At 70.2% G+C, this 25,879-nt stretch carries 19 protein-coding genes; 7 read left to right on the top strand and 12 right to left on the bottom strand.

All coding sequences use genetic code 11. From position 1 onward, the window contains the following. Positions 1–8 precede the first annotated feature (8 nt). A complete protein-coding gene (gene metH, locus ABZ434_RS16270) occupies positions 9–3,521 on the bottom strand; it encodes a methionine synthase (protein WP_359136161.1) in 3,513 nt (1,170 codons plus the stop codon). A gap of 220 nt (positions 3,522–3,741) precedes the next feature. Between metH and ABZ434_RS16265 the strand changes: the two genes are divergently transcribed. The 5 genes from ABZ434_RS16265 to ABZ434_RS16245 all read left to right on the top strand — a co-directional run bounded on the left by ABZ434_RS16265 (position 3,742) and on the right by ABZ434_RS16245 (position 9,645). Continuing rightward, positions 3,742–4,524 carry an IclR family transcriptional regulator gene (locus ABZ434_RS16265; protein WP_359136206.1) on the top strand — a complete coding sequence of 261 codons (783 nt, stop codon included), beginning with the start codon at positions 3,742–3,744 and terminating at the stop codon, positions 4,522–4,524. Positions 4,525–4,754: 230 nt separating this feature from the next. Then, positions 4,755–5,546 carry an MIP/aquaporin family protein gene (locus ABZ434_RS16260; RefSeq protein WP_359136157.1) on the top strand — a complete coding sequence of 264 codons (792 nt, stop codon included), beginning with the start codon at positions 4,755–4,757 and terminating at the stop codon, positions 5,544–5,546. Positions 5,547–5,602: 56 nt separating this feature from the next. Next, entirely contained in the window at positions 5,603–7,144 is a 1,542-nt protein-coding gene (gene glpK, locus ABZ434_RS16255; protein WP_359136154.1) for a glycerol kinase GlpK, read from the top strand. Between the two features lie 5 nt (positions 7,145–7,149). Continuing rightward, a complete protein-coding gene (locus ABZ434_RS16250; RefSeq protein WP_359136151.1) occupies positions 7,150–8,763 on the top strand; it encodes a glycerol-3-phosphate dehydrogenase/oxidase in 1,614 nt (537 codons plus the stop codon). A 210-nt stretch (positions 8,764–8,973) separates the two neighbouring features. Continuing rightward, a complete protein-coding gene (locus ABZ434_RS16245; protein ID WP_359136148.1) occupies positions 8,974–9,645 on the top strand; it encodes a FadR/GntR family transcriptional regulator in 672 nt (223 codons plus the stop codon). A 97-nt stretch (positions 9,646–9,742) separates the two neighbouring features. On the opposite strand, the gene ABZ434_RS16240 is transcribed toward ABZ434_RS16245, so the two are convergent. The 5 genes from ABZ434_RS16240 to ABZ434_RS16220 all read right to left on the bottom strand — a co-directional run bounded on the left by ABZ434_RS16240 (position 9,743) and on the right by ABZ434_RS16220 (position 15,599). After that, a complete protein-coding gene (locus ABZ434_RS16240) occupies positions 9,743–10,795 on the bottom strand; it encodes an ABC transporter permease (RefSeq protein ID WP_359136145.1) in 1,053 nt (350 codons plus the stop codon). Continuing rightward, complete coding sequence (locus ABZ434_RS16235) at positions 10,792–12,312, bottom strand: sugar ABC transporter ATP-binding protein (RefSeq protein WP_359136142.1); 1,521 nt, start codon at positions 12,310–12,312, stop codon at positions 10,792–10,794. The genes ABZ434_RS16240 and ABZ434_RS16235 overlap by 4 nt, the downstream gene beginning before the upstream one ends. Before the next feature lie 2 nt (positions 12,313–12,314). Next, a complete protein-coding gene (locus ABZ434_RS16230) occupies positions 12,315–13,355 on the bottom strand; it encodes a sugar ABC transporter substrate-binding protein (RefSeq protein ID WP_359136139.1) in 1,041 nt (346 codons plus the stop codon). A gap of 130 nt (positions 13,356–13,485) precedes the next feature. Beyond that, positions 13,486–14,265 carry an SDR family oxidoreductase gene (locus ABZ434_RS16225; protein WP_359136136.1) on the bottom strand — a complete coding sequence of 260 codons (780 nt, stop codon included), beginning with the start codon at positions 14,263–14,265 and terminating at the stop codon, positions 13,486–13,488. After that, the gene (locus ABZ434_RS16220) at positions 14,262–15,599 is read right to left on the bottom strand and encodes an L-fuconate dehydratase (protein ID WP_359136133.1); all 1,338 of its coding nucleotides are present in this window, start codon (positions 15,597–15,599) and stop codon (positions 14,262–14,264) included. The genes ABZ434_RS16225 and ABZ434_RS16220 overlap by 4 nt, the downstream gene beginning before the upstream one ends. 257 nt (positions 15,600–15,856) lie before the next feature. Between ABZ434_RS16220 and ABZ434_RS16215 the strand changes: the two genes are divergently transcribed. After that, complete coding sequence (locus tag ABZ434_RS16215; RefSeq protein ID WP_359136131.1) at positions 15,857–16,891, top strand: PAC2 family protein; 1,035 nt, start codon at positions 15,857–15,859, stop codon at positions 16,889–16,891. A 63-nt stretch (positions 16,892–16,954) separates the two neighbouring features. Here ABZ434_RS16215 and ABZ434_RS16210 read toward each other — a convergent pair whose 3' ends face one another. From ABZ434_RS16210 to ABZ434_RS16190, 5 genes are all read right to left on the bottom strand, one after another. Next, on the bottom strand, positions 16,955–20,005 hold the full coding sequence (locus ABZ434_RS16210; RefSeq protein WP_359136128.1) for an NPCBM/NEW2 domain-containing protein: 3,051 nt from the start codon (positions 20,003–20,005) through the stop codon (positions 16,955–16,957). Between the two features lie 110 nt (positions 20,006–20,115). Continuing rightward, on the bottom strand, positions 20,116–21,345 hold the full coding sequence (gene mshC / locus ABZ434_RS16205; RefSeq protein WP_359136125.1) for a cysteine--1-D-myo-inosityl 2-amino-2-deoxy-alpha-D-glucopyranoside ligase: 1,230 nt from the start codon (positions 21,343–21,345) through the stop codon (positions 20,116–20,118). A gap of 137 nt (positions 21,346–21,482) precedes the next feature. Beyond that, positions 21,483–22,322 carry an SCO1664 family protein gene (locus tag ABZ434_RS16200; RefSeq protein WP_359136122.1) on the bottom strand — a complete coding sequence of 280 codons (840 nt, stop codon included), beginning with the start codon at positions 22,320–22,322 and terminating at the stop codon, positions 21,483–21,485. Further along, a complete protein-coding gene (locus ABZ434_RS16195) occupies positions 22,286–22,876 on the bottom strand; it encodes a DUF3090 domain-containing protein (RefSeq protein ID WP_359136119.1) in 591 nt (196 codons plus the stop codon). Before ABZ434_RS16195 ends, ABZ434_RS16200 begins: the two co-directional genes overlap by 37 nt. Positions 22,877–22,982: 106 nt before the next feature. Beyond that, positions 22,983–23,705: a histidine phosphatase family protein gene (locus ABZ434_RS16190; protein ID WP_359136116.1), complete on the bottom strand. Its 723-nt coding sequence runs from the start codon at positions 23,703–23,705 to the stop codon at positions 22,983–22,985. Between the two features lie 233 nt (positions 23,706–23,938). Here ABZ434_RS16190 and corA point away from each other — a divergent pair, with 233 nt between their 5' ends. After that, the gene (corA, locus tag ABZ434_RS16185) at positions 23,939–24,925 is read left to right on the top strand and encodes a magnesium/cobalt transporter CorA (protein WP_359136114.1); all 987 of its coding nucleotides are present in this window, start codon (positions 23,939–23,941) and stop codon (positions 24,923–24,925) included. A gap of 24 nt (positions 24,926–24,949) precedes the next feature. Here the strand turns inward: corA and ABZ434_RS16180 are convergent, their stop codons facing one another. After that, the gene (locus ABZ434_RS16180) at positions 24,950–25,738 is read right to left on the bottom strand and encodes a ferritin-like domain-containing protein (protein ID WP_359136111.1); all 789 of its coding nucleotides are present in this window, start codon (positions 25,736–25,738) and stop codon (positions 24,950–24,952) included. Positions 25,739–25,879: the final 141 nt, after the last annotated feature.

Raw genomic sequence — 25,879 nt, 5'->3', positions numbered from 1 at the left:
ACGGAGCCTTACCGCGCGTTGAAGTACTTGGCTTCGGGGTGGTGGATGACGATCGCGTCGGTCGACTGCTCCGGGTGGAGCTGGAACTCCTCGGACAGGTGAACCCCGATCCGCTCCGGCTGGAGCAGGTCGGCGATCTTCGCACGGTCCTCCAGGTCCGGGCACGCACCGTAACCGAGGGAGAACCGGGCGCCTCGGTACTTGAGCGCGAACATGTCCTCGACCTCGGCCGGGTCGTCGCCCGCGAAGCCGAGCTCGGAGCGGACCCGGGCGTGCCAGTACTCGGCGAGGGCCTCGGCGAGCTGGACGGACAGGCCGTGCAGCTCCAGGTAGTCGCGGTAGGAGTTGGCTTCGAAGAGCTTGGCGGTCTCGCCGCCGATCTTCGAGCCGACCGTGACGACCTGGAGGCCGATGACGTCCGTCTCGCCGGACTCCTCGGGGCGGAAGAAGTCCGCGAGGCAGAGACGGCGGCCGCGGCGCTGGCGCGGGAAGGTGAAGCGGGTGCGCTCCGAGCCGTCCTCGTGCAGCAGGATCAGGTCATCGCCCTTGGAGACGCAGGGGTAGTAGCCGTAGACGACGGCGGCTTCCAGGAGGTTCTCGGTGTGCAGCTTGTCGAGCCAGCCGCGCAGGTGCGGGCGGCCCTCGGTCTCGACCAGCTCCTCGTACGTGGGTCCGTCACCGGCCCGGGCCTGCTTGAGGCCCCACTGCCCCTTGAAGAGGGCGCCCTCGTCCAGCCAGGACGCGTATTCCTTGAGCTGGATGCCCTTGACGACCCGGCTCCCCCAGAACGGCGGGGTGGGAACGGGGTTGTCGACTGCGACGTCGGAGCGGACCCCCTCCTCCGGCTCCTCCGCCTCCGTCACGGCGGTGTCGCGCTTGGGTACACGGCGCTGCTTCAGCTCGGGGAGTACGGCACCCGGAACACCGCGTTTGACCCCGATGAGCGCGTCCATGAGGCGCAGCCCCTCGAAGGCGTCGCGGGCGTAGCGGACCTCGCCCTCGTAGATCTCGTGGAGGTCCTGTTCGACGTAGGCGCGGGTCAGGGCGGCGCCGCCCAGGATGACCGGGTACTCGGCGGCCAGCTTGCGCTGGTTGAGCTCCTGGAGGTTCTCCTTCATGATCACGGTCGACTTGACCAGGAGACCGGACATGCCGATGACATCGGCCCTGTGCTCGTCGGCGGCTTCCAGGATCGCGGAGACGGGCTGCTTGATGCCGATGTTGACGACGTTGTAGCCGTTGTTGGACAGGATGATGTCGACGAGGTTCTTGCCGATGTCGTGGACGTCGCCGCGGACGGTGGCCAGCACGATGGTGCCCTTGCCCTCCGCGTCGGACTTCTCCATGTGCGGTTCCAGGTGGGCCACCGCGGCCTTCATGACCTCGGCGGACTGGAGCACGAACGGCAGTTGCATCTGGCCGGAGCCGAAGAGCTCGCCGACGACCTTCATGCCTTCCAGCAGGGTGTCGTTGACGATGTCCAGAGCCGGACGGGTCTGCAGGGCCTCGTCGAGGTCGGCCTCCAGGCCCTTCTTCTCGCCGTCGATGATCCGGCGCTGGAGGCGCTCGTCGAGCGGCAGGGCGAGGAGTTCCTCGGCCTTGCCCTCCTTCATCGACTTCATGTTGACGCCCTCGAACAGCTCCATGAGCCGCTGCAACGGGTCATAGCCCTCGGCGCGGCGGTCGTAGACCAGGTCGTGGGCGACCTTGACCTGCTCCTCGTCCAGGCGGGCGATCGGAAGGATCTTCGACGCGTGCACGATCGCGGAGTCGAGACCGGCCTTGACGCACTCGTCGAGGAAGACGGAGTTCAGGACGACGCGGGCGGCCGGGTTGAGGCCGAAGGAGATGTTCGACAGGCCCAGCGTCGTCTGGACGTCGGGGTGGCGCTTCTTCAGCTCGCGGATGGCCTCGATGGTGGCGATGCCGTCCTTGCGGGACTCCTCCTGCCCGGTGCAGATGGTGAAGGTGAGGCAGTCGATGAGGATGTCCGACTCATTGATGCCCCAGTTGCCGGTGAGGTCCTCGATGAGCCGCTCCGCGATGGCGACCTTGTGCTCGGCGGTCCGGGCCTGGCCCTCCTCGTCGATCGTCAGGGCGATCAGCGCGGCGCCGTGCTCGGCGGCGAGCCGGGTGACCTGGACGAAGCGCGACTCGGGGCCGTCGCCGTCCTCGTAGTTCACCGAGTTCAGGACCGCGCGCCCGCCGAGCTTCTCCAGGCCGGCCCGCAGCACGGGCAGTTCCGTGGAGTCCAGCACGATCGGCAGGGTGGAGGCCGTGGCGAACCGTCCGGCCAGCTCCTTCATGTCGGCGACACCGTCGCGGCCCACGTAGTCGACGCAGAGGTCGAGCATGTGCGCGCCCTCGCGGATCTGGTCGCGGGCCATCTCCACGCAGTCGTCCCAGCGGGCCTCCAGCATGGCCTCGCGGAACTTCTTCGACCCGTTGGCGTTCGTACGCTCACCGATCGCGAGGTACGAGGTGTCCTGGCGGAACGGCACGGTCTGGTAGAGCGAGGCGGCGCCGGGCTCGGGGCGCGGGTCGCGGACCGCGGGGGTGAGATCGCGGGCTCGCTCGACGACCTGGCGCAGGTGCTCGGGCGTCGTGCCGCAGCAGCCACCGACCAGGGACAGGCCGTAGTCGGTGACGAAGGTTTCCTGCGCGTCCGCCAGCCCCTCGGGGCCGAGCGGGAAGTGCGCCCCGTCCTTGGTCAGCACGGGCAGGCCCGCATTGGGCATGCACATCAGCGGTGTACGCGAGTGCTGGGCCAGATAGCGCAGGTGCTCGCTCATCTCGTCCGGGCCCGTCGAGCAGTTCAGCCCGATCAGGTCGATGCCCAGCGGCTCCAGGGCGGTCAGGGCGGCGCCGATCTCCGAACCGAGCAGCATGACGCCGGTCGTCTCGAAGGCGAGCGAGCAGATCAGCGGCACGTCGATGCCCAGGGCGTCCATCGCCCGGCGCGCGCCGATGAGGCTGGACTTGGTCTGCAGCAGGTCCTGCGTGGTCTCCACGATCAGGGCGTCCGCGCCGCCGGCGAGCAGGCCCTCGGCGTTCTGCTGGTAGCCGTCCCGCAGCACGTCGTACGCGATGTGACCGAGCGAAGGCAGCTTGGTGCCGGGACCCACCGAGCCGAGGACCCAGCGCTGGCGGCCGTCCTTCGCGGTGAACTCGTCGGCGACCTCGCGGGCGATGCGCGCGCCCGCCTCGGACAGTTCGACGATCCGGTCAGCGATCTCGTACTCGTTGGCCGCCGAGTGGTTCGCGCCGAAGGTGTTCGTCTCCACGCAGTCCACGCCGACGGCGAAGTACTCCTCGTGCACCGAGCGCACGATGTCGGGGCGCGTGAGGTTCAGGATCTCGTTGCAGCCTTCGAGGTTCTCGAAGTCCTCGAGGGTGGGGTCCTGCGCCTGGAGCATGGTGCCCATGGCACCGTCGGCCACCACGACTCGGGTGGCGAGCGCCTCACGGAGGGCTGCGGCTCGGTTCCGGCTGTCGGCGGAAGGGGTCGGCAACGAGGCCATGGATGTACTCCCTGGAATGCGACGGCTGTCGGCTTTGCGGCTTCGGCGGAAGGCGCACCCGGCCAGGGTAGCCGGGCGGCGTCCTGAGCCGTCACTCTGTCCCACGAATCGGACTGCATGCTGTTCAGGCGGTCGTCCGGGGTGTCGGGGTGCCGCAGAATTCCCTGGCGATCGAGCATGGGTCGACATCGACCGATAGTGTTCAGCATTGTCGAACGAGGTGGAGGAGTACGGCGCGATGGCCAAGAACATCCAGTCCCTGGAGCGGGCAGCCGCGATGCTGCGTCTGCTGGCGGGCGGCGAGCGGCGGCTGGGACTGTCCGACATCGCCTCCTCCCTGGACCTGGCCAAGGGCACCGCGCACGGCATCCTGCGCACGCTCCAGCACGAGGGTTTCGTCGAGCAGGACGCGGCGTCCGGCCGCTATCAGCTGGGGGCCGAGCTGCTGCGCCTGGGCAACAGCTATCTGGACGTCCATGAGCTGCGGGCCCGCGCCCTGGTCTGGACGGACGACCTGGCCCGCTCCAGCGGCGAGAGCACCCACCTCGGCGTCCTGCACCAGCAGGGCGTACTGATCGTCCACCACGTCTTCCGGCCCGACGACAGCCGTCAGGTCCTGGAGGTCGGGGCCATGCAGCCACTGCACTCCACGGCGCTGGGCAAGGTCCTGTCGGCCTACGACCCGGTCGCCCACACGGAGGCCCTGGAGGCGGAGCGGCAGTCCTTCACGCCCCGCACGGTCACCGACCCGGAGGAGTTCGAGTCGATGCTCGACCTGATCCGCGCACGGGGCTGGGCGGCGGACGTGGAGGAGACCTGGGAGGGCGTGGCCGCGGTGGCCGCCCCGATCCACGACCGACGCCGGATGCCGGTGGGGGCCGTGGCCGTGACCGGTGCCGTGGAACGGGTGTGCGCGGACGGCGAGCTGCGGCCGGAGCTGGTGGCGGCGGTACGGGACTGCGCCCGCGCGGTCTCCCGGGATCTGGGCGCCAGGCGCTTCTGACCTCCCCGCGGGGCCCTCGGTAACGATCGAGTTATAGGACACACAACCCTTGACGCCTCATTCACCTGAGAGAAACACTGCCGTTCACCGGTCGGCATTGTCGAACGCTTAACGCAAATACGCGTTAGGGTGTGGCAGAGCCAAGGCCGGCAACGCCCTCACACGAGGGCGCGGACCACCGGAGGGACCCGGGGTTCGGCTTCCCTGGACGAAGGACAAAGGAGTCGCGGGTGTCCAGCTCCGACATCTTCATCGGCGAGACCATCGGTACCGCCGTACTCATCCTGCTCGGCGCCGGTGTCTGTGCCGCCGTCACGCTCAAGCACTCGAAGGCACAGAACGCCGGCTGGCTCGCCATCACCTTCGGGTGGGGCTTCGCGGTGCTGACCGGCGCCTATCTCGTCGGCGGCGTCTCCGGCGCGCACCTCAACCCGGCTGTCACCATCGGCCTCGCGATCGAGGGCGGCACCAAGTGGAGCGACGTACCGCTCTATCTCGTCTCCCAGCTGTTCGGCGCGATGATCGGCGCCGTGCTGTGCTGGCTGGTCTACTACGGACAGTTCCGGGCCCACCTCACCGATCCGGAGGTCCTGAGCGCCCATACGGGTGAGGAGGGCATGGTCGACAAGGCCGCCGCCCCCAAGGCCGGTCCGGTGCTCGGCGTGTTCTCCACGGGTCCCGAGATCCGTAACGCCGTACAGAACGTCACCACCGAGATCATCGCCACGGTCGTGCTGGTCCTGGCGATCCTCACGCAGGGTCTCAACAACGACGGCAACGGCCTCGGCACGCTCGGCGCCCTGATCACCTCTCTGGTGGTCGTGTCCATCGGTCTTTCGCTCGGCGGCCCGACGGGTTACGCGATCAACCCGGTTCGCGACCTCGGTCCGCGTATCGTGCACGCGCTGCTTCCGCTGCCGAACAAGGGCGGATCCGACTGGGGCTACGCCTGGATCCCCGTCGTCGGCCCCCTCGTCGGCGGCGCGATCGCGGGCGGGCTCTACAACCTCGCCTTCGCGTGAGCCACAGGGCCCAGAGCCGTCACCCCCAAGACCACACAGACTTCCGGGAGCACACCGTGACCGACGCACACACCACCGGCACCCACGGCACCGGGCCGTTCATCGCGGCCATCGACCAGGGCACCACCTCCAGCCGCTGCATCGTCTTCGACAAGGACGGCCGGATCGTCTCCGTCGACCAGAAGGAGCACGAGCAGATCTTCCCGAAGCCGGGCTGGGTCGAGCACGACGCGACCGAGATCTGGGAGAACGTCCAGGAGGTCGTGGCGAGCGCCATCGTCAAGGCCGGCATCACCGCCGCCGACGTGAAGGCGATCGGCATCACCAACCAGCGCGAGACCACGCTGCTCTGGGACAAGCACACCGGTGAGCCCGTCCACAACGCCCTCGTCTGGCAGGACACCCGCACCGACGCGCTCTGCAAGGAGCTCGGCCGCAACGTGGGCCAGGACCGCTTCCGCCGCGAGACCGGGCTGCCGCTCGCCTCGTACTTCGCCGGCCCCAAGGTCCGCTGGCTGCTCGACAACGTCGAGGGGCTGCGCGAGCGCGCCGAGCGCGGCGACATCCTCTTCGGCACCATGGACTCCTGGGTCATCTGGAACCTGACCGGCGGCACCGAGGGCGGCGTCCACGTCACCGACGTCACCAACGCCTCGCGCACGCTCCTGATGAACCTGCACACCATGGCGTGGGACGACAAGATCCTCACGTCCATGAACATCCCGCCGGCCGTGCTGCCCGAGATCCGGTCCTCGGCCGAGGTCTACGGCAACGCCAAGGGCGGTGTGCTCGACGGCGTGCCGGTGGCCTCCGCGCTCGGTGACCAGCAGGCCGCGCTGTTCGGCCAGACGTGTTTCGCCGAGGGCGAGGCCAAGTCCACGTACGGCACCGGCACCTTCATGCTGCTGAACACCGGCGAGACGCCCGTCAACTCCTACAACGGGCTGCTGACCACGGTCGGCTACCAGATCGGCGACAAGAAGCCGGTCTACGCCCTGGAGGGCTCGATCGCCGTCACCGGTTCGCTGGTGCAGTGGATGCGCGACCAGATGGGCCTGATCCAGTCCGCGGCCGAGATCGAGACCCTGGCCTCGTCGGTCGAGGACAACGGCGGCGCGTACTTCGTGCCGGCCTTCTCCGGCCTCTTCGCCCCGTACTGGCGCCCCGACGCCCGCGGCGTCATCGCCGGTCTCACCCGCTACGTCACCAAGGCGCACATCGCCCGTGCCGTACTGGAGGCGACCGCCTGGCAGACCCGCGAGATCAGCGACGCCATGACCAAGGACTCCGGCGTCGAGCTGACCGCGCTCAAGGTCGACGGCGGCATGACCTCCAACAACCTGCTGATGCAGACCCTCGCCGACTTCCTGGACGCCCCCGTGGTGCGCCCGATGGTCGCCGAGACCACCTGCCTCGGCGCCGCCTACGCCGCCGGCCTGGCCGTCGGCTTCTGGCCCGACACCGACGCGCTGCGCGCCAACTGGCGCCGGGCCGCCGAGTGGACCCCCCGCATGGACGCGGACACCCGCGACCGCGAGTACAAGAGCTGGCTCAAGGCCGTGGAACGGACCATGGGCTGGCTGGACGACGAGGAGTAGACAACATGACCACCCTGCAGAGCGTCCCCGCCCTCGGGACGCACCCGGCCTCCGGCTCCCTCCCGAGCCGTGCCGAGACTCGGGAGCAGCTCTCCAAGGCGACGTACGACCTCCTGGTGATCGGTGGCGGCATCCTGGGCATCTCCACTGCCTGGCACGCCGCGCAGTCCGGGCTGCGGGTGGCCCTGGTGGACGCCGGCGACTTCGCCGGCGCCACCTCCTCCGCCTCCTCCAAGCTGCTCCACGGCGGTCTGCGCTACCTGCAGACCGGCGCCGTGAAGCTGGTCGCGGAGAACCACTTCGAGCGCCGTGCGGTATCACGTCAGGTGGCCCCGCACCTGGCCAATCCGCTCACCTTCTACCTCCCCGTGTACAAGGGCGGGCCGCACGGCGCGGCGAAGCTCGGCGCCGGTGTGTTCGCCTACTCGGCGCTGTCCGCCTTCGGTGACGGTGTCGGCCATGTGATCAGCCCGGCGAAGGCGCAGCGCGATGTGCCGGAGCTGCGTACGGACAACCTGAGGGCCGTCGCGGTGTACGGCGACGACCAGATGAACGACGCGCGGATGGCGCTGATGACGGTCCGCGCCGCAGTCGAGGCGGGAGCGACCGTCCTCAACCACGCGGCGGTCACCGGGCTGCGGTTCACGCGGGGCCGGGTGACAGGAGCGGACCTGCAGGACCGTACGGACGGCACCGAGTTCGGCGTCACCGCACGGCTGGTGCTGAACGCCACGGGTCCGTGGGTCGACCACCTGCGGAAGATGGAGGACCCGAACGCGGCTCCCTCCATACGCCTGTCCAAGGGCGCGCACCTGGTGCTCAAGCGCACCCGCCCCTGGAAGGCCGCGCTGGCCACGCCGATCGACAAGTACCGCATCACGTTCGCCCTGCCGTGGGAGGACATGCTGCTGCTCGGTACGACGGACGAGGAGTACGAGGGCGACCCGGCGGACGTCGCGGTGACCGAGAAGGACACCGCGCAGATCCTGGACGAGGCGGCGTTCTCGATCAAGGACCAGCAGTTGTCGCGCGATCTGATCACGTACTCCTTCGCGGGGCTGCGGGTGCTGCCGGGCGGCCCCGGCGACACGTCGAAGGCCAAGCGCGAGACCGTGGTGACCGAGGGCCGCGGCGGGATGCTGTCGGTCGCGGGCGGCAAGTGGACGACCTTCCGCCACATCGGCCGCACCGTGATGAACAAGCTGGCCGCGCTCCCCGGGCACCCCCTCGCAGAGGACATGGAGCCGATGGCCCGGCTGCCGAGGAAGCTCCCGCTGCCCGGCATCGCCAACCCGAACGCGGTGGCGCACCGGCTGCTGGTCGACGGCGGTACGCCGGGCCCGCGGATGTCGGCCGACACGGCGCGGCACCTGGCCACCCACTACGGTTCGCTGGCCTTCGACATCGCCCGGCTGGCCAACGAGAGCCCGGCGCTCGCCGAGCGCATCCATCCCGACGCCCCGGAGATCTGGGCGCAGGTCGCCTACGCGCGCGACCACGAGTGGGCCGAGACCGCGGACGACGTGCTGCGGCGCCGGACGACGCTGACGATCCGGGGTCTGGCGTCGGACGAGATCCGGGCAGGCGTCGAGGCGGTGCTGGACGACCGCAGGAGCTGACACGCGCGAACGGGGGCGGCGTCCGGGGGGACGCCGCCCCCGTTCGTGTGTGCCGGGTCACAAAGGGCTGTTTCGGACTCTGCCGCACGGAACCGGGCGAAACGGTGCGGCTTCGAGGAACAGGAAGGGCACAGGTCGGTCCCGAAGGGCGCACCCGCCCTCTCCGGGGACGCATAATGGGCCGATACATCGGATGTCTGGAGGTCGCCCATGGCTGTCACTGACGAGGCCATCGAGAAGATCAAGGGAATGATCGTCTCGGGTGCGCTACGGCCCGGCGATCGTCTCCCCAAGGAGAGCGAACTCGCCGCGGAGCTCGGCCTGTCCCGCAACTCGCTGCGGGAGGCGGTACGTGCCCTGTCGCTGATCCGCATCCTCGATGTGCGCCAGGGCGACGGCACGTACGTCACCAGCCTCGATCCCCAGCTGCTGCTCGAGGCACTGAGCTTCGTCGTGGATTTCCACCGCGACGACACGGTCCTGGAGTTCCTGGCGGTCCGCCGGATCCTGGAACCGGCCGCGACCGCGATGGCGGCGACCCGGATCAGCGAGGAGCAGCTGGACGTGCTGAGCGCCCAGCTGGACGCGCTGGGCGAGCGCCCCTCGGTCGAGGAGCTGGTGGCCTGCGACCTGGAGTTCCACCGCGGCATCGTGCAGTCCTCCGGCAACTCGGTGCTCTGCTCGCTGCTCGACGGCCTTTCCGGGCCCACGACCCGGGCACGGGTCTGGCGCGGTCTGACCCAGGAGGACGCGGTGAGCCGCACGCTCCACGAGCACCGGGCGATCGTCTCGGCGCTGCGGGACCGTGACGCGGAGGCCGCGCGGGCCTGGGCCACGGTGCATGTGGCGAGCGTGGAGCAGTGGCTGCGGTCGACGCTCTAGCCCCGGGGCGGGGCCTACCGGGGCTCCGCCCCGGACCCCGGTCCTCAAACGCCGGACGGGCTGGAGTGGCCCGTCCGGCGTGAGTGAACCGAGAGGTTCAGTCCTGCTTCTCGCCGCTCGCGTAGCGGGAGATGACGAGGGCCAGGATGATGATGGCGCCGTTCAGGAACTGGTTCCACAGCGCCGGGACACCGCCGAGCGTCATCACGTTGACGACCAGTTGCAGCGTCAGTACGCCGGTCAGCGCGCCGAACAGCGTGCCGCGCCCGCCCTTGAGGCTGATGCCGCCGATCACGGCCGCGGCGAACACCTGGAAGATCCAGCCGTTGCCCTGGGTCGCCGAGACCGCCCCGTAGTGACCGGTGTAGAGAACACCGGCGAACGCCGCGAGCAGACCAGCCACGCCCAGCACGATCCAGGTGACCCGGTCGACCCGGATGCCGGCCGCGCGTGCCGCTTCCGGGTTGCCTCCGATGGCGTACAGCGAACGCCCGTGACGCAGCCAGGCCAGGACCGTACCGCCGATCGCGAACAGGACCAGGCAGATCCAGACCGCCGCGGGCACACCGAACCAGGAGGTCTTTCCGAGGTAGCGGAAGGACTCCGGGACGTCGGTGATGGACTTGCCTTCGGTGATACCGACGTGGAGCCCGCGCAGCATCGTCAGCATGCCGAGGGTGGCGATGAAGCCGTTGACCCGGACCTTCAGCATCAGGAAGCCGTTGACGGCGCCGATGGCGAGACCCACGAGCAGGCAGAGCGGGATCGCCGACCAGGTGGGAAGCAGTCCGAGGCCGGCGAAGCGGCCGTCCTCGCTGGGCAGCACCAGCCACATCGCGACGACGGGGGCAATGCCGATCGTCGACTCCAGTGACAGGTCCATCCGTCCGCAGATCAGGATGAGCGCCTGGCCGAGAACCAGCAGGCTCAGCTCGGAGGACTGCTGTACGACTCCGATCAGGTTGGAGGAGGTGAGGAACGCCGGCGAGACGATGAAGCCGATCACCATCAGCACCAGGATCACCGGCACCAGAGAGAAGTCGCTCCACCGGATCAGCTTCAGCCGGTTCAGCGGGCTGTCGCCCGCGAGCGGGCCCTTCAGCGCGCTGTCGATGTCTTCGGCCGCCGGGGGCCGTACCGTGCCGGTCATTCCCTTTCCCCCACACCTTCCATGGCGGCGACGAGTTCTCCGTCGGCCCACCCGCTTGCGAATGTCTCGACCACACGTCCGTGGAACAGGGCGAGTACGCGGTCACAGACCCGTAGGTCGTCCAGTTCGTCGGAGATGATCACTGCGGCGTCACCCCCGTCGGCGACCTGCCGTACGACCCCGAGCAGCGAGTCCTTGGACTTGATGTCCACGCCCGCGGTGGGCCGGACCGCCACCAGCACGCTGGGCCTGCGAGCCAGTGCGCGGGCGACCACCACCTTCTGCTGGTTGCCGCCGGAGAGCCCGGAGACGGGCTGCTCGGGCCCCTGGGTCTTGATGTCGAGCGAGCTGATCATGGCCCGGGCGAACTCCCTGGTACGGGAGGGCAGAACCGTCCCCCACGGGCCGAGCTGGTCGGTGACCGTGAGGGTGGCGTTCTCGGCGACGCTGCGCCCGAGGACGAGGCCCTGGGCGTGCCGGTCCTCGGGGATGTAGCCGATCCCGGCGTCCAGCGCGTGCGGCACGCTTCCCGGACGCACGGCCGTGCCGTGCACCAGGACCGTGCCGCCGTCCGCCTTGCGCATGCCGGCCAGCACCTCGCCCAGTGCGGTGTTGCCGCTGGCGGCGGATCCGGCCAGGCCGAGCACCTCACCGGGGTGCACCTGGAGGTCGACGGGTTCGAACCAGCCCTTCAGGTTGAGCCCCCGGACGCTCAGGACGGGCTCCGTGGTCGAGCCGGCCGGTGTGGCCGTGCCGGACGCGTGCCAGGCGACGGCGCCACCGGACTTCTCCCCCGTCATCGCCGACACCAGATCGTCCTTCGCGACGTCGGCGACCGGGGCGGTCAGGACGTGGCGGGCGTCGCGGTAGACGGTGACGGCCGTGCACAGCTCGTACACCTCCTGCAGGTGGTGGGAGATGAAGAGGAACGCCACCCCCTGGTCCTGCAGTTCCCGGAGCTTGTCGAAGAGCCGGCCGATGCCGCGGGCGTCGAGCTGGGCGGTCGGCTCGTCGAGGATGATCAGCCGGGCGCCGAAGGACAGCGCGCGGGCGATCTCCACGAACTGCCGCTGCTCGACACCGAGATCGCGCGCCCGGGTGTCGGGGTCGACCTGGACGCCGTAGTCGGCCAGGAGCTGCTCCGCCCGTTTGCGCAGCTTCCCCCAGCTGATCCAGCGGGCCTTGTCGTCGAACCGGTTGAGGAAGAGGTTCTCGGCGACGGTCAGATCGGGGACGACCATGGACTTCTGGTAGACGCAGGCGACCTTCGACTGCCAGGCCGTGGTGTCCCCGAAGGCGGGCGCGGGTTCCCCGCCGAAGGCGACCGTGCCCGCGTCCGCCCTGTGAAGTCCGGTCAGTACGCTGACCAGCGTCGACTTGCCCGCGCCGTTGCGCCCGACGAGTGCGTGTGACTCACCGGGCTGGACCGTGAGCTTCACCCCGTCGAGCGCCACGGTCGGCCCGAAGCGCTTGACGACGCCTTCCGCCTGTACGGCAGGTGGTGGTGCCAGGTCCATGACTAGCTCTTCTTCTCCAGCTGGTTGGCCCACAGCTTCGGGTCGTCGACGTTCTCCTTCGTCACCAGGGGCGCGGGAAGCTGGTCCTCGAAGCCGTTCGGGATCTTGATGATGTTCGAGTCGTGGTCGGTGGGGCCCTCCTTGAAGGTCTTCCCGTCCAGGGCCGCCTTGGCGTAGTACAGCGCGTACTTCGCGTACAGGTCGGCGGGCTGGGAGATCGTCGCGTCGATCTTCCCGGCCTTGATGGCGTCGAACTCCTCCGGGATGCCGTCGTTGGAGATGATCGTGATGTGTCCCGGGGCACCCGCCGGCTTCAGCAGCTTCTTCTGCTCCAGCAGCGCGAGAGTGGGCTGCAGGAAGACGCCGCCGGCCTGCATGTAGATGCCGTTGATGTCGGGGTGCGCGGCCAGGGTGGACTGGAGCTTGGCGGAGGCGACGTCGCCCTTCCAGTCGGTGGCGAGCTCGAACACCTTGATGCCCGGGAAGTCCTTGTCCATGCAGGCCTTGAACGCCTCGGACCGGTCGCGGCCGTTGATCGAGGACAGGTCGCCCTGGAACTCGACGACCTTGCCCTTGCCCTTCAGCTGCTCGCCGAGGTACTTGCAGGCGTTCGTCCCGTAAGCCTTGTTGTCGGCCCGCACCACCATGTAGATGTTGCCCTTGTCCGGGCGGGTGTCGACGCTGATGACGGGGATCTTCTTCTCGTTCAGCGTGTTGAGCGACTCGGTTATCGCGCCCGTGTCCTGAGGAGCCATCACCACGGCCTTGGCACCCTGGTCGGTGAAGGTCTGGACGTTGGCGACGAGCTTGCCGATGTCGTTCTGGGAGTTGGTCAGCGGCAGCGTTCTGACCTCGCCGTCCTTCACCCCCTTCTCGACGTAGTTCTGGTAGGAGTTCCAGAAGTCGCTGTCGCTGCGCGGCAGGTCGATGCCGATCTTCTCGTTGCCCGCGCCCCCGTCCGATGATTCGCGGTTGCAGCCCGCCAGGGCAGTGACGGCCAGCAGTACGGCGCAGGCGGCCGCACTCGTCGTACGCACTCTCATGGGTGTCCCGTTCCTTTGTGGAGTACCGGCTCGAAGGATCTGATGGCATTGCGGGGGTGCGTGGTACAGGTGGTGCGGATGCTGTGAGAGGTGCGGTCCGGCCGTCCCGGTCCGGGCCGCGCGTCCCGGGTCAGCTGCCGGCGGGGCGCAGGCGCAGGCCCTGCATTCCGCCGTCGACGGCCAGTGCCGTGCCCGTCACGGAGGCGGCGCCGGGGCCGGCGAGGTACACGATCGCGGCGGCCACCTCGTCGGCGGAGACCAGCCGGCCCAGCGGCTGCCGGGCGTTGAGGGCCGCGCGTTCGGCGGCCGGGTCGTCGGCCCGGCCGAGGAGCCGGCCGATCCACGGTGTCTCCGCGGTTCCCGGGTTGACGCAGTTGACGCGGACACCCTCGCGGACGTGGTCGGCGGCCATGGCCAGCGTCAGGGACAGGACGGCGCCCTTGCTCGCGCTGTACAGGGCGCGCTGCGGCAGCCCCGCGGTCGCGGCGATCGAGCAGGTATGGGTGATCGAGACGGCTCCGGGACGCGTCACCGCGGCGCGGCGCAGGTGCGGCAGCGCGTGCCGGGCGGTGCGGACCATGCCGAGCACGTTGACGTCCAGGACCCGGGTCCACTCGTCGTCGTCGTTGTCCTCCACGCTGCCGATGGATCCGATGCCCGCGTTGGACACGAGCGTGTGCAGGGAGCCCAGTTCGGCGGCGGCGCGGTCGACGGCCGCGCGGACGGCCGCGTCGTCGGTGACATCGGCCTCGACGGCGAGGGCACCCTCGGGCGCCCCCGCCGTGTCCCGGTCGAGGACCGCGACACGGGCCCCGCGCTCCAGCAGCATGGTCGCGACGGCGGCCCCGATGCCGGAGGCACCACCCGTCACCAGAGCGTTCATCCCCTCGAAGTCGCGTGTGCCGGTCATCGGCTGTCCTCCTCGTCGGTGCGGCGGGCCTGCCACACGGGGCCCTCCGGGTAGCGGTGTGCGGCGATCGATTCGGGGTGCATCCGGGCGGAGAAGCCCGGCGTCGCCGGAGCGGTGTACCGCCCGGCCTTGATCACGGTGGGGTCGACGAAGTGTTCGTGGAGGTGGTCGACGTACTCGATCACCCGGTCCTCCCAGGTGCCGGAGACCGCCACGTAGTCGAACATCGAGAGGTGCTGGACCAGCTCGCACAGTCCGACGCCGCCCGCGTGCGGACAGACCGGCACACCGAATTTGGCGGCGAGCAGCAGGATCGCCAGGTTCTCGTTGACCCCGGCGACGCGGGCCGCGTCGATCTGGACGAAGTCGACGGCTCCGGCCTGGAGCAGCTGCTTGAACACGACGCGGTTGGCGACGTGTTCGCCGGTGGCTACCTTGACCGGCTGCCCGGCGCGCACGGCGGCGTGGCCGAGGACGTCGTCGGGGCTGGTCGGCTCCTCGATCCAGTGCGGGTCGTACGGCGCGAGCGCGGTCATCCACTCCACCGCGTCGGCGACGTCCCAGCGCTGGTTGGCGTCGACCGCGATCCGTACGCCGGTGCCGACGGCCTCCCGCGCGAGCGCGAGCCTGCGGACGTCGTCGCCCACGTCGCCGCCGACCTTCAGCTTGATCTGGGTGAAGCCGTCGGCCACGGCCTCCTTCGCCAGCCTGACCAGCTTGTCGTCGGAGTAGCCGAGCCAGCCGGGCGAGGTGGTGTAGGCCGGGTACCCCTCGGCGCGCAGCCGCTCCGCGCGCTCGGCCCGGCCGGGCTCGGCGGCGCGCAGGATCGCGAGCGCCTCCTCGGGGGTGAGGGCGTCGGTGAGGTAGCGGAAGTCGACGAGGGAGACGAGCTCCTCCGGTGTCATCCCGGCCAGGAACTGCCAGACGGGTCTGCCCGCGTGCTTGGCCGCCAGGTCCCAGGCGGCGTTCAGGACCGCGCCGGCGGCCATGTGCATCACGCCCTTCTCGGGGCCCAGCCAGCGCAGTTGCGAATCATGGGTGAGTTCCCGGTACAGCTCACCGAGGTCGGCCGCGGTCCGCGGCACAGGACGCCCCGTCAGGTAGGGCCGCAGCGCCTCGATGGCGGCCGCCATCACCTCGTTGCCGCGCCCGATGGTGAAACAGAAGCCATGCCCCTCGATACCGCCGCCGTCCTCGTCCGCGGCGTCAGTACGGAGCACGACATAGGCGGCCGAGTAGTCGGGGTCGGGGTTCATGGCGTCCGAGCCGTCCAGTTGTTCCGAGGTCGGAAAACGGATGTCGTGGACCTCGAAATCCGTGACGGTCTGACTCATGTGCGCCCCCAGGGGAAATAACATCGGACCTCTGCTCTGGTCATCCGATGTATAGCGCCCTGAAGGTCCCAACGTCCAGGGTTGAGCGGAAACTGACCCCACACAGCTCGGATGTATAGCGGTACGGATGCTCTGCTCCGGGACGTGATGTGCTGCTGCCGGCCGGGTTCACCCGACCGTGCGCAAGGGCTGCGGCGGGAGTGGCCGGAAGCCGTAAGGTTGTCCCGTACGCAAGGGAACTTCGGAAGGAGGCCTGGGTGATCGAGCTCGAGGGGGTTCCCGAGCTGATCGACCCGGTCATGGTGGCCGCGTTCGAGGGGTGGAACGACGCCGGTGACGCCGCCTCCACGGCGGTCGCACATCTGGACCGGGAGTGGAAGGGCGAGGTGTTCGCGGCGCTGGACGCCGAGGACTACTACGACTTCCAGGTCAACCGCCCCACGGTCTGGCTGGACGGTGGGGTGCGCAAGATCACTTGGCCCACCACCCGGCTCTCCGTGGTCCGCATCGGCGGCGACAAGCCCCGGGATCTCGTCCTGGTCCGGGGCATCGAACCGTCGATGCGCTGGCGGTCGTTCTGCAACGAGATCCTGGGATTCGCCCATGAGCTGGGCGTCGAGATGGTGGTGGTGCTCGGCGCACTGCTGGGCGACACCCCGCACACCCGGCCGGTGCCGGTCAGCGGTGTCACGTCCGATCCGGATCTGGCGCGCACCATGGACCTGGAAGAGACCAAGTACGAGGGTCCGACCGGCATCGTCGGCATCCTCCAGGAGGCTTGTACGCACGCCGGCGTGCCCGCGGTGAGTCTGTGGGCGGCGGTGCCGCACTATGTCTCGCAGCCGCCCAACCCGAAAGCCACCCTGGCGCTGCTGAACCGCCTGGAGGACCTCATCGGGCTGCGCATTCCACTGGGTGAACTGCCCGAGGACGCACGCGCCTGGCAGCTCGGGGTCGACCAGCTGGCCGCCGAGGACAGCGAAGTGGCGGAGTACGTGCAGACGCTGGAGGAAGCCCGGGACACCGCGGAGCTGCCCGAGGCGAGCGGCGAGGCCATCGCCCGGGAGTTCGAGCGTTATCTGCGGCGCCGGGATCCCGGGCCCGGCCAGGGACCGGGCGGGCACGCCACGGAGAGCGGCGAGAGCTCGTATCTCCGGGACCCGTCGAGCGGCCGGACCAGGCCGCCGAAGCCTCCCCGGCCGGAGACCGGCCCCGGGGCGGCGGGCGGGACTGGCAGCGGCACCCCGCCGGATTCGTCGGAGGACCCGTCGGACGACTCCTCGGAGGACTGATCCGGGCAGCGTGGAGCCGGGCGGGTGCCAACCCGCCCGGCTCCCCTGTGTCGCCGCGACCATTCAGGAACAGACGAAGCGCGCCGCGCCCCAGTCCCCGTGGTCGCCGGTCTTGGACCCGTTGGTGTCCGTGACCTTCAGACGCACATGCCGCGCTCCGTCGAGCGGCACGTCGACCGGTACCGTCGCCGACGCCCCGGTCACCTTGGACGAGGTCCACAGCACCTTGCCGTCCGCCTCGACGGAGAAGGCCACCTCGCCGTAGCCGTTGATCTCGTCGTCGATCCCGGCATCAGCGGTGAACTTCGAACACTGTCCGCCGAGGTAGACCTCGATGTCGGAGTCGGCGTGCGTGCCGATCCCCTTCTCGTAGACCTTCCCTGCCAGGGTCAGCGGGTGCCCGTCCGCACCGCCCGATTCGCCGTTGCTGCGGTCGCGCTCCGCGGGCCCGTACCCGTTGGTGGAGGTCAGCCACTCCAGGTCGCTCGCCCAGGCCTCACCGGTGGGTGGCGCCGGCATCACGGCTGTGGCGAAGCGCTGGAGCACCGTGCGGGACTCGCCCGCCGACCGGTAGCGCGTGAGCGCCGTGATCCGGGTCTCCCCCGCCTTGGCGTCCTTCGCCGGGGTGACCTGCACCTCGACCCGCCGGGTGGTGCCCGCCGGGATCCGGTCCACGGCCGCGGCCGGCGCGGCCCGCCAGCCCTCGGGGACGTCGAGCGAGACCACGGCGTCGGTCACATCGGCCGTGCCCGCGGTGACGTCGACGGCGACGGTACCCGTCGCCCCGGCGCCCACTTCCTGCCCCTGCGGCGCGGAGAGCGCAGCGGTCGCCGCGGCGGCACGACCGCCGACCGCGCTGGTGTTCTCCAGCTTCACCGAGAACTTCTTGCCCGTGGACAGCGGTACGGTCTTGATCTTCACCACGCCGCCCCGGTCGTCGCGGTCGTACCACCAGCCCTGCTCCGCCTCGGCGAAGGCGGCGGCGGAGTCCAGGCGGGGCAGCTTGCCGGCGAGCTTCACCGCGCTCGGCGCGGAGCCGGTGTGCACGCTGAACTCGTACGGGCGGCTGCTCTGCTTCCCGGTGAACTTCCCCTTGCTCTCACCGATGTTCACGGTGACGTCGCCCGCGCCCTCGGCCGGCGCCCGGACATCGGCGGTCTGCGTGGCGTAGGCGCCGTCGCGGTGCTGCCGGGTCACGCCGTCGTCCTCGTACAGCGTGAAGGACGAACGGCCCTGCGGGTAGATGTCCCAGGCGAGCGGGGAGGTGGCGGTGCGGTCCTGGTAGGAGCGGATGCCCGGCCACATCGGCACGGTGGCACCGCCCTTGACGAAGAGAGGCAGGGTGTCGAGCGGAGCGTCGTAGTCGTCGACGGTGACCGGCCCCTCGTACGTCCGTCCGCTCCAGTAGTCGGTCCAGGTGCCCTCGGGCAGATAGATGCCGTCGCGCTCGGTGCTGTCCTCGTAGACGGGGGCGACGAGGAAGTCCTCGCCGGACATGAACTCGTATTTCGCGGCGTCCGTCGCCGCCTTCGGGTCGTCCGGGTACTCCAGCACCAGCGGGCGCACCATGCCGACACCGGTCTTCGTCGCCTCGTGGGCGTAGGAGTACTGGTAGGGCAGCAGCGACTCCTTGAGCTTCAGGTAGTCGCGGTTGACCGAGGTGTACGGCTCCCCGTAGCGGAAGGGCTGCTTGTCGCTGGCCGCCCAGCCGTCCATCGTCATCGTGGTGCCCAGGAACATCTTCCACTGGAGGTCACGGGTGTACGTCTTGGCGCTGCCGCCGAAGATGCCGTCGACGTCGCCCGTGGTGTAGGCGAGGCCGGACATCGTGGCGCCCGCGTAGGTCGGGATCTGCCAGCGGATGTAGTCCCAGGTGCCGTACTGGTCGCCGGACCACTGGACACCGCAGCGCTGTGCGCCCGACCAGCTCTCGGGGGCGTACGTGAAGCCACGGGCGTCGCTGTTGTCCTCGATGCCCTTGTAGGCGTCCTTGCAGCCGTCGAGGGCGAACTTGTATCCCTCGCCGACCCAGGCCACGTCGAGCTTGGCGACCCGCTGGCCCGCCTTGACCTGGTCACCGAGCTTGTCGATGCCGTCCTCGGTCCACAGCCCGAGCTGCGTGCCGCGGTCCCGGAGGCCCTCGGCGGTCTCCGCCAGGTCCTCGTAGCCGCAGCCGTAGCCGTCGTTGACGAGCATCCAGCCGTTCGGCATGTCGTTCTCGACGTAGCCGTCGGCGACCCCGAGGGCGTCCAGGGTGTGCCGCTCACCGCGGTTGGCGTTGTGCAGGTAGCAGTCGGCGTCGCCGATCTCCAGCCCGTACACCGGGGGCAGGAAGGGCTTGCCGGTCAGCTTCGTGTACTGGCCGATGACGTCCTTGGCGCTGTCGCCCGCGAAGTAGTAGGCGTCGAAACGCCGTTCCTGCTCGGTCGTGGTCACCGGCTCGGTGAAGGCGTAGGTGCCCGGCGCGAAGGTGTTGCGGAAGACGCCGTAGCCGGCCGACGAGAGGTAGAACGGCACCGAGTTGGGGTGCCCGCCGTCGTCCCAGTTGTAGTCGACGCCGACCTCGACGGTCTCGTCCCGGTGCGAGGTGTTGCCGCGGCCGTTCTGCATGCCGGCGCCGTAGAACTGCTCGTCGGCGCCGCGTGCCAGGGTCTGGGTGGTCTTCTCGCCGTCCCAGCTCAGCCCTTTCGCCTCGGACCAGACCTGGCTGCCGTCGGCCCGGTACAGGGCGAACCGCAGAGGCGACTTGTAGACACGCAGGGTGACATCGCCCGTGGAGAGGTCGTAGCGGTCGCTGCGCTCCTTCCACCGCGTGCGGGGCCCGGTGCCCTGCGGCAGGACGATGGCATCGCCCGCGGGATCCTCGAAGGTCCCGTCCGGGGCGAGTTCGATACGGAAGGTCTCCTCGGACACGAAGCTGACGCGGGCCTTCGCGGTCCCCGCACTCAGCCGGTACACGGGCCCGTCGGCCGTGAAGCCGGTGAGGTCACCGACCGTCGTGCCGACGGGTTCGGCCGGGTCCGCCGCCTGAGCGCTGCCCGGCCCCGCGAGGGCGGCGGACAGACCCAGCAGCGCTGCAACTACTGCCCCTCTGATGCGCGTTGATGATTGCATAGAGCGCTTTTAGCGCAGCATCGAGCATTTGACCATGGACAAAACGGAAACGGCCCCGAACTTCATCAAGAAGTTCGGGGCCGGTGAAAGGACGGCGGTCCTGCGGGCAGTTACAGCGCGACACCGAGCAGGGCGTCGACGGTGCGCGAGACGAGTCCCGGCGCCCCCTCGTCCGTCCCGCCCTCGGCGCTCTGCCGCTCGGCCCAGCGGTCCACGGCGGCCAGGGCGGCCGGGGCGTCCAGGTCGTCGGCGAGGGCCTCACGGACCTCCTGCACCAGGGCGTCGGCGGACAGTCCGTCGGGCCGGGAGACGGCGGCGCGCCACCGTGCGAGCCGCGCCACGGCGTCGGCGAGCACCTGGTCGGTCCACTCCCAGTCGGAGCGGTAGTGGTGCGAGAGCAGCGCGAGGCGGATCGCCGCCGGGTCCACGCCGTCGCGGCGCAGCGCCGAGACGAAGACCAGGTTGCCCCTGGACTTGGACATCTTCTCGCCGTCGAGGGCGACCATGCCGGCGTGCACGTACGCCTGGGCGAACGGGTGCTCGCCGGTCAGCACCTGGGCGTGCGAGGCGCCCATCTCGTGGTGCGGGAAGGCGAGGTCGGAGCCGCCTCCCTGGATGTCGAAGCCCATGCCGAGGTGATCCAGGGCGATGGCCACGCACTCGATGTGCCAGCCGGGCCGGCCGGCGCCGAGCGAGGCGCCGTCCCAGCTCGGCTCGCCCTCGCGGGCGGCCATCCAGAGCATCGGGTCGAGCGGGTTCTTCTTGCCCGGGCGGTCCGGGTCGCCGCCGCGCTCCGCGGAGAGCAGCCGCATCGCCTCGGCGTCGAGGTTGGAGACCTCGCCGAAGTGCGGGTCGGTGTCGACGGAGAAGTACACATCGCCGTCGAGTTCGTAGGCGGCGCCCGCGTCCCGGAGCCGTTCGACGAGCGGCACGATGCCGGGTATCGCCTCGACGGCTCCGATGTAGTGCTGCGGCGGGAGCATGCGCAGGGCAGTCATGTCCTCACGGAACAGGGCCGTCTCGCGCTCGGCGAGCTCGGTCCAGTCCTGCCCGTCGCGCACGGCCCGCTCCAGCAGCGGGTCGTCCACGTCGGTCACGTTCTGGACGTAGTGAACCTGCCGCTTGGTGTCGAGCCACACGCGCTGGACGAGGTCGAACGCGTTGTAGGTCGCCGCATGACCCATATGGGTCGCGTCGTACGGCGTGATGCCGCAGACATAGATGCGGGCGACGGGACCGGGGTCAAGGGTGATCCGTCCGCCGGTCGCGGTGTCGTGGATCCGAAGGTCGCGGCCCTTGCCAGGCAGGGCGGGGACCTCAGAAGCGGGCCAGGCATGCATGCCACGAGCGTAACCGGACGCGGCTTCCGGATACGAACCGGAGGGGGGATCCTGACCGAAGAGGCACTCTTGCGCCGCCGCCCGGAAAATGCATGCACCGCCGGCTCCGAGGCCCCACGGCCGTCACAGCGGCTCGATCACACCGGTGGCCACGGGATGGCAGGCCACTCGCCGCTCGGCTCGCGGTGCAGCCCCGTGCCCCGCAGCGCCTCCACCCTGGCCCGCAGGGCCTCGATCTCGGCAGCGGTGATCAGTTCCCCCAGCCGGGTGACCAGCGCGGCCCCCGGCTCCAGCTCCGCGGCCAGGCGGTCGAGCACGTCGACGGCCTCCGCCGTCAGGGGCTCCCCCGCCCAGCCCCACAGCAGCGTGCGCAGCTTGTCGTCCGCGTTGAAGGTCACACCGTGATCGATGCCGTACAGGCGGCCGTCGGGCGCGGGCAGCAGATGGCCGCCCTTGCGGTCGCCGTTGTTGATCACGGCGTCGAGGACCGCGAGCCGGCGCAGCCGGGGATCGTCCGCGTGGACCAGCAGGGCCGTCTTCCCCTCCGCCACCTCGGCGAGGGCGACGGGCTTCCAGCCCTCGCCCGGCTCCTCGTCCTCGACGAGCGCCAGCAGCCCGGGGGCGTCCTCGTCCTGCGGGGCCGCCTCGATCCAGAGCTGGCACATGCCCTGGCCGTACGGGCCGTCCCGGAGCACGGTCGGGGGCACCAGGCCCCACCCCGTGACCTCGGAGACCTCGTAGGCGGCCACCTCGCGCTGGGCGAGGGTGCCGTCGGGGAAGTCCCACAGGGGCTGCTCACCTGCCACCGGCTTGTAGACGCAGTTCGCCTGCTCGCCCTCGTACGCGACCGAGCAGTAGAGCACCGCGTTGGACGCCCCGCGGACCTGCCCGAGGACCGTGAGCTGCCCCTTGCCGAGCAGGGTGATCAGCTCGTCGTCGGTCAGGCCCCGCGACGGTATCCGTTCTGGCGCGGGCATACGTGTCCTTCCGGGTCGAGCGGCAGGCTGCACAGGGGGCACGGGGGGCGGCCGGCGTTCACGACGTCCAGGGCGCGTTTGGCGAAGGCCCGGGCCTGAGCGCCGCTGAGCCTGACCCGGAGCATCGGCGGGCCGTTCTCCTCGTCCTGGAGCAGCCGCTCCTCGGCCTCGGCGAGGTCCTCTACGGAGTCCGCGTCCAGTTCGACCAGGGCCTGCGCCTCGACGATCATGCGCTGCTCCTCGCCGTCCCAGGCGAGCGCCATGGTGCCGACCCGGAACTCCTCCTCGACGGGGACGTCGAGCGGAGCCGTGTCGGTGACGTCCGTCGGGGCCACGACCGGAACCGGCGAGTTGCCGCCGGTGCGCCGCACCACTTCGTCGAGCAGTTCGTCCACCCGCTCGGCGAGCGCGGCGACTTGGGTCTTCTCCAGGGCCACGCTGGTGACACGTCCGCCTGAGGATGCCTGCAGGAAGAACGTACGACGTCCAGGCAGCCCGACCGTACCGGCCACGAAACGGTCCGGGGGGTCGTAGAGGAACACCTGACGGGACACGTCCTGTCTCCCTTGAAATTGACGGCATATGAGGGTCGGCCGGGCCTTCCCGGGAGAGTCCCCCGGGAAGGCGCCTACGGCGCGTCCACCCTACTGCGCGGAGCGATCACGGTGCCCCAGCGCCGCCGCCGACCGCCGCGTTCCCTTCGCCGCCGGTCTCCGAACCCGCTCCGGCGCTCGCGTCCGGCGCCGGTTCGCGGGGCGCCAGCGAGGCGAGATCGCCCGTGTCGCCGAGGCGCAGGAGGAACGGCCGCAGCCTCGTGTAGCGGATCGCGGTGACGGAACACGGATCGGCGTGGACCCGCTGGAAGAGGTCCAGATGCATGCCGAGGGCGTCGGCGACAAGGGACTTGATGATGTCCCCGTGCGAGCACATCACATAGACGGCGTTCTCACCGTGCTCCGCCTCGATCCTCGCGTTCCAGTCCCGAACCGCGTCGACGGCTCGTGCCTGCATCGCCCGCATCGACTCGCCGCCGGGGAAGACCGCGGCGGAGGGGTGCTGCTGGACGACGGTCATCAGCGGGTCGTCGGTGAGCTCCGCGAGCTTGCGGCCCGACCAGTCCCCGTAGTCGCACTCACTGATGCGCTCATCGGTGTGGAGCACCAGCTCCGGCCGGGCCCCGAGCAGCGGCCGGAGTGTCTCGCGGCAGCGTTGCAGGGGGCTGCTGACGGCCGCGGCTAGGGGCAGGGCGGCCAGCCGTCCGGGCAGTGCGGCGGCCTGCTCGGTGCCGCGCTCGTCGAGCGCGACGCCGGGGGTACGGCCGGCGAGCACCCCGGACGTGTTGGCTGTGGAGCGTCCGTGGCGTACGAGGATCAGGGTCGGCATACCGGCCAGCGTAGGGCCTCCCGTCGGGATCGGGCCGGGCCGGGGAGCGGGGTCCGGTGCCGTGCGTCGCCGGGCGGCGGACGAGTCATGGCGGACGGGACCCCGGCGGCCGACGACGCGGCGAGGCGCGGCGCCGGGCCCCGCGACCCCGCGACCCCGGCCCGATCCGGACGAGAGGCCCTGAGCCGCCGCCTCAAGGTGCGCCGGGGACCGAAGCAGGGGAGAATGCGCGCGTGATCGTGGACTGCGCCATTTACCGGGACGGACGCCGCACCGACGGCCCCGCCGACTTCTCCGACGCCCTCGACGAGGCGCGGGCCAGCGGCGACGCGTTCTTGTGGATAGGCCTGCACGAGCCCACGGAGAAGGAGTTCGAGCTGGTCAGCAGCGAGTTCGGACTGCATCCGCTGGCGGTGGAGGACGCGCTGGCCGCGCACCAGCGTCCGAAGCTGGAGGTGTACGACGACTCGCTGTTCGCCGTGATCAAGCCGATCGTGTACGAGCACGAGAGCGACACGGTCAGCGCGGACGAGCTGATGGTGTTCATAGGCGACTCCTTCGTGGTGACGGTCCGGCACGGCGAGGGTGCGCCGCTGGCCGCGGTCCGCCGCCGTCTGGAGGCCGAGGCCGATGTGCTGAAGCACGGGCCCACGGCGGTCCTGTACGCGATCAGCGACGCGATCGTGGACCACTACATAGACGTCGCGGGTGAGCTCCAGGTCGACCTGGAGGAGCTGGAGACGCAGGTCTTCGCCCCGACCGGAACCGGCGACTCCAAGAACACCGCGGCCCGCATCTACACCTTCAAGCGCCAGGTGCTGGAGTTCCGCCGGGCGACGGTCCCGCTGGCCGCACCGATGGCCCGGCTGGCGAGCGCCGGGGTGCCGTTCGTGCACGAGCACTCGCAGCCGTTCTTCCGGGACGTCCAGGACCACCTGACGCGCGCCAACGAGCAGGTGGAGGGGCTGGACCGGCTGCTCTCGGACATCCTGTCGGCGCATCTCGCGCAGATGGGGGTGCGGCAGAACGACGACATGCGAAAGATCTCGGCCTGGGCGGCGATGGCCGCCGTGCCGACCATGGTGGCGGGGATCTACGGCATGAACTTCGAGCACATGCCGGAGCTGCGGTGGGTCTGGGCGTATCCGGCGGTCGTGCTGCTGATGGCGGGCGCGGTCGTCGGCCTGTACCGCCAGTTCAAGCGGCGCGGCTGGCTCTGACGAACGGCCCGGGGCGGCCGCCCGTCAGGCGAACTCGGGTGCCGGTACGGCCGGCCCGCCCAGCGCGTCACGCCGCTCGGGGGGCGCCAGGCTGACCATGCGCCGCCAGCCCAGGAGCCGCTCGTAGGCGTGGACGGCGTGGATTCCCGCCGCCAGCACCGCGGCCTTCGGACGCGACCATCCCAGGACGCGGCCCATGTGGTCCATCACGGCAAGGCTGACGTCGCGGTAGACCCGGATCTCGGCGAGGGCGCACTCGCGCAGGATGTGCTGGATCGTCCGGCCGTGGCCGGCCGCGGCGAAGCGCAGGAGCTCCTCGTGGCAGTACGCGAGGTGGTTGTCCTCGTCGTTCGAGATCATCCTGACCGCACGGCCCAGGTCGGGGTGGTCGGCGAAGTACCTGCGCAGCAGCTGCATCTGCTCGGACGCGCGCTGTTCGGTCACCCGGCTGTGCGCGAGGTACGTGATGATGTCGCGCTCGGTGAGCGGTTCCTCGCGCCCCAGTTGCTCATGGGCGAGTCCGATGCCGTGGTTCTCCAGCAGCATCGTGTAGTCGGTCTCGTGCGGGACCGGGACCGGCGTCAGGCCGCGCTTCCTCAGCAGGGCGTTGAAGATGCGCCCGTGCTTGTCCTCGTCGGCGCCGTGCCGGGCGATCTTCGGGGCGAGCGCGCGCTGGCTCGCGGGCACGAGCGCCGCGATGCGGCCGTTCTCCCAGCCGCCCTGGGACTCCCCGCTGGCCGCGATGGAGCAGAACAGCCGGAAGGCTTCGTCGTCGTCCAGAATCTCCTGGAACAGGTTCTTTGCCGAGAGCATCACTGTCACCTCCGTGCCGGCGTCCGCCGAGCCACAGTCAAATGCGCCCGCTCCCGACGGGCAACAGGAGGGCTCCCCCACTGGGCCGAACGGGGTATCCGTCCATCGGCGGGCCACCTTTCTGGCGAACCGTTTCCGCAC

It is taken from the genome of Streptomyces sp. NPDC005761, from assembly GCF_040630635.1.
Lineage (GTDB): Bacteria > Actinomycetota > Actinomycetes > Streptomycetales > Streptomycetaceae > Streptomyces.
Note: the sequence above shows the minus strand (reverse complement) of the source record. Positions and strands in the feature narration are given on the sequence as shown.

Bases quoted from the DNA above. Each gene is read 5' to 3' on its own strand.
- metH (WP_359136161.1), bottom strand. From the start codon at position 3,521: ATGGCCTCGTTGCCGACCCCTTCCGCCGACAGCCGGAACCGAGCCGCA.
- ABZ434_RS16250 (WP_359136151.1), top strand. From the start codon at position 7,150: ATGACCACCCTGCAGAGCGTCCCCGCCCTCGGGACGCACCCGGCCTCC.
- ABZ434_RS16245 (WP_359136148.1), top strand. From the start codon at position 8,974: ATGGCTGTCACTGACGAGGCCATCGAGAAGATCAAGGGAATGATCGTC.
- ABZ434_RS16240 (WP_359136145.1), bottom strand. From the start codon at position 10,795: ATGACCGGCACGGTACGGCCCCCGGCGGCCGAAGACATCGACAGCGCG.
- ABZ434_RS16235 (WP_359136142.1), bottom strand. From the start codon at position 12,312: ATGGACCTGGCACCACCACCTGCCGTACAGGCGGAAGGCGTCGTCAAG.
- ABZ434_RS16230 (WP_359136139.1), bottom strand. From the start codon at position 13,355: ATGAGAGTGCGTACGACGAGTGCGGCCGCCTGCGCCGTACTGCTGGCC.
- ABZ434_RS16225 (WP_359136136.1), bottom strand. From the start codon at position 14,265: ATGACCGGCACACGCGACTTCGAGGGGATGAACGCTCTGGTGACGGGT.
- ABZ434_RS16220 (WP_359136133.1), bottom strand. From the start codon at position 15,599: ATGAGTCAGACCGTCACGGATTTCGAGGTCCACGACATCCGTTTTCCG.
- ABZ434_RS16210 (WP_359136128.1), bottom strand. From the start codon at position 20,005: ATGCAATCATCAACGCGCATCAGAGGGGCAGTAGTTGCAGCGCTGCTG.
- mshC (WP_359136125.1), bottom strand. From the start codon at position 21,345: ATGCATGCCTGGCCCGCTTCTGAGGTCCCCGCCCTGCCTGGCAAGGGC.
- ABZ434_RS16200 (WP_359136122.1), bottom strand. From the start codon at position 22,322: ATGCCCGCGCCAGAACGGATACCGTCGCGGGGCCTGACCGACGACGAG.
- ABZ434_RS16190 (WP_359136116.1), bottom strand. From the start codon at position 23,705: ATGCCGACCCTGATCCTCGTACGCCACGGACGCTCCACAGCCAACACG.
- ABZ434_RS16180 (WP_359136111.1), bottom strand. From the start codon at position 25,738: ATGCTCTCGGCAAAGAACCTGTTCCAGGAGATTCTGGACGACGACGAA.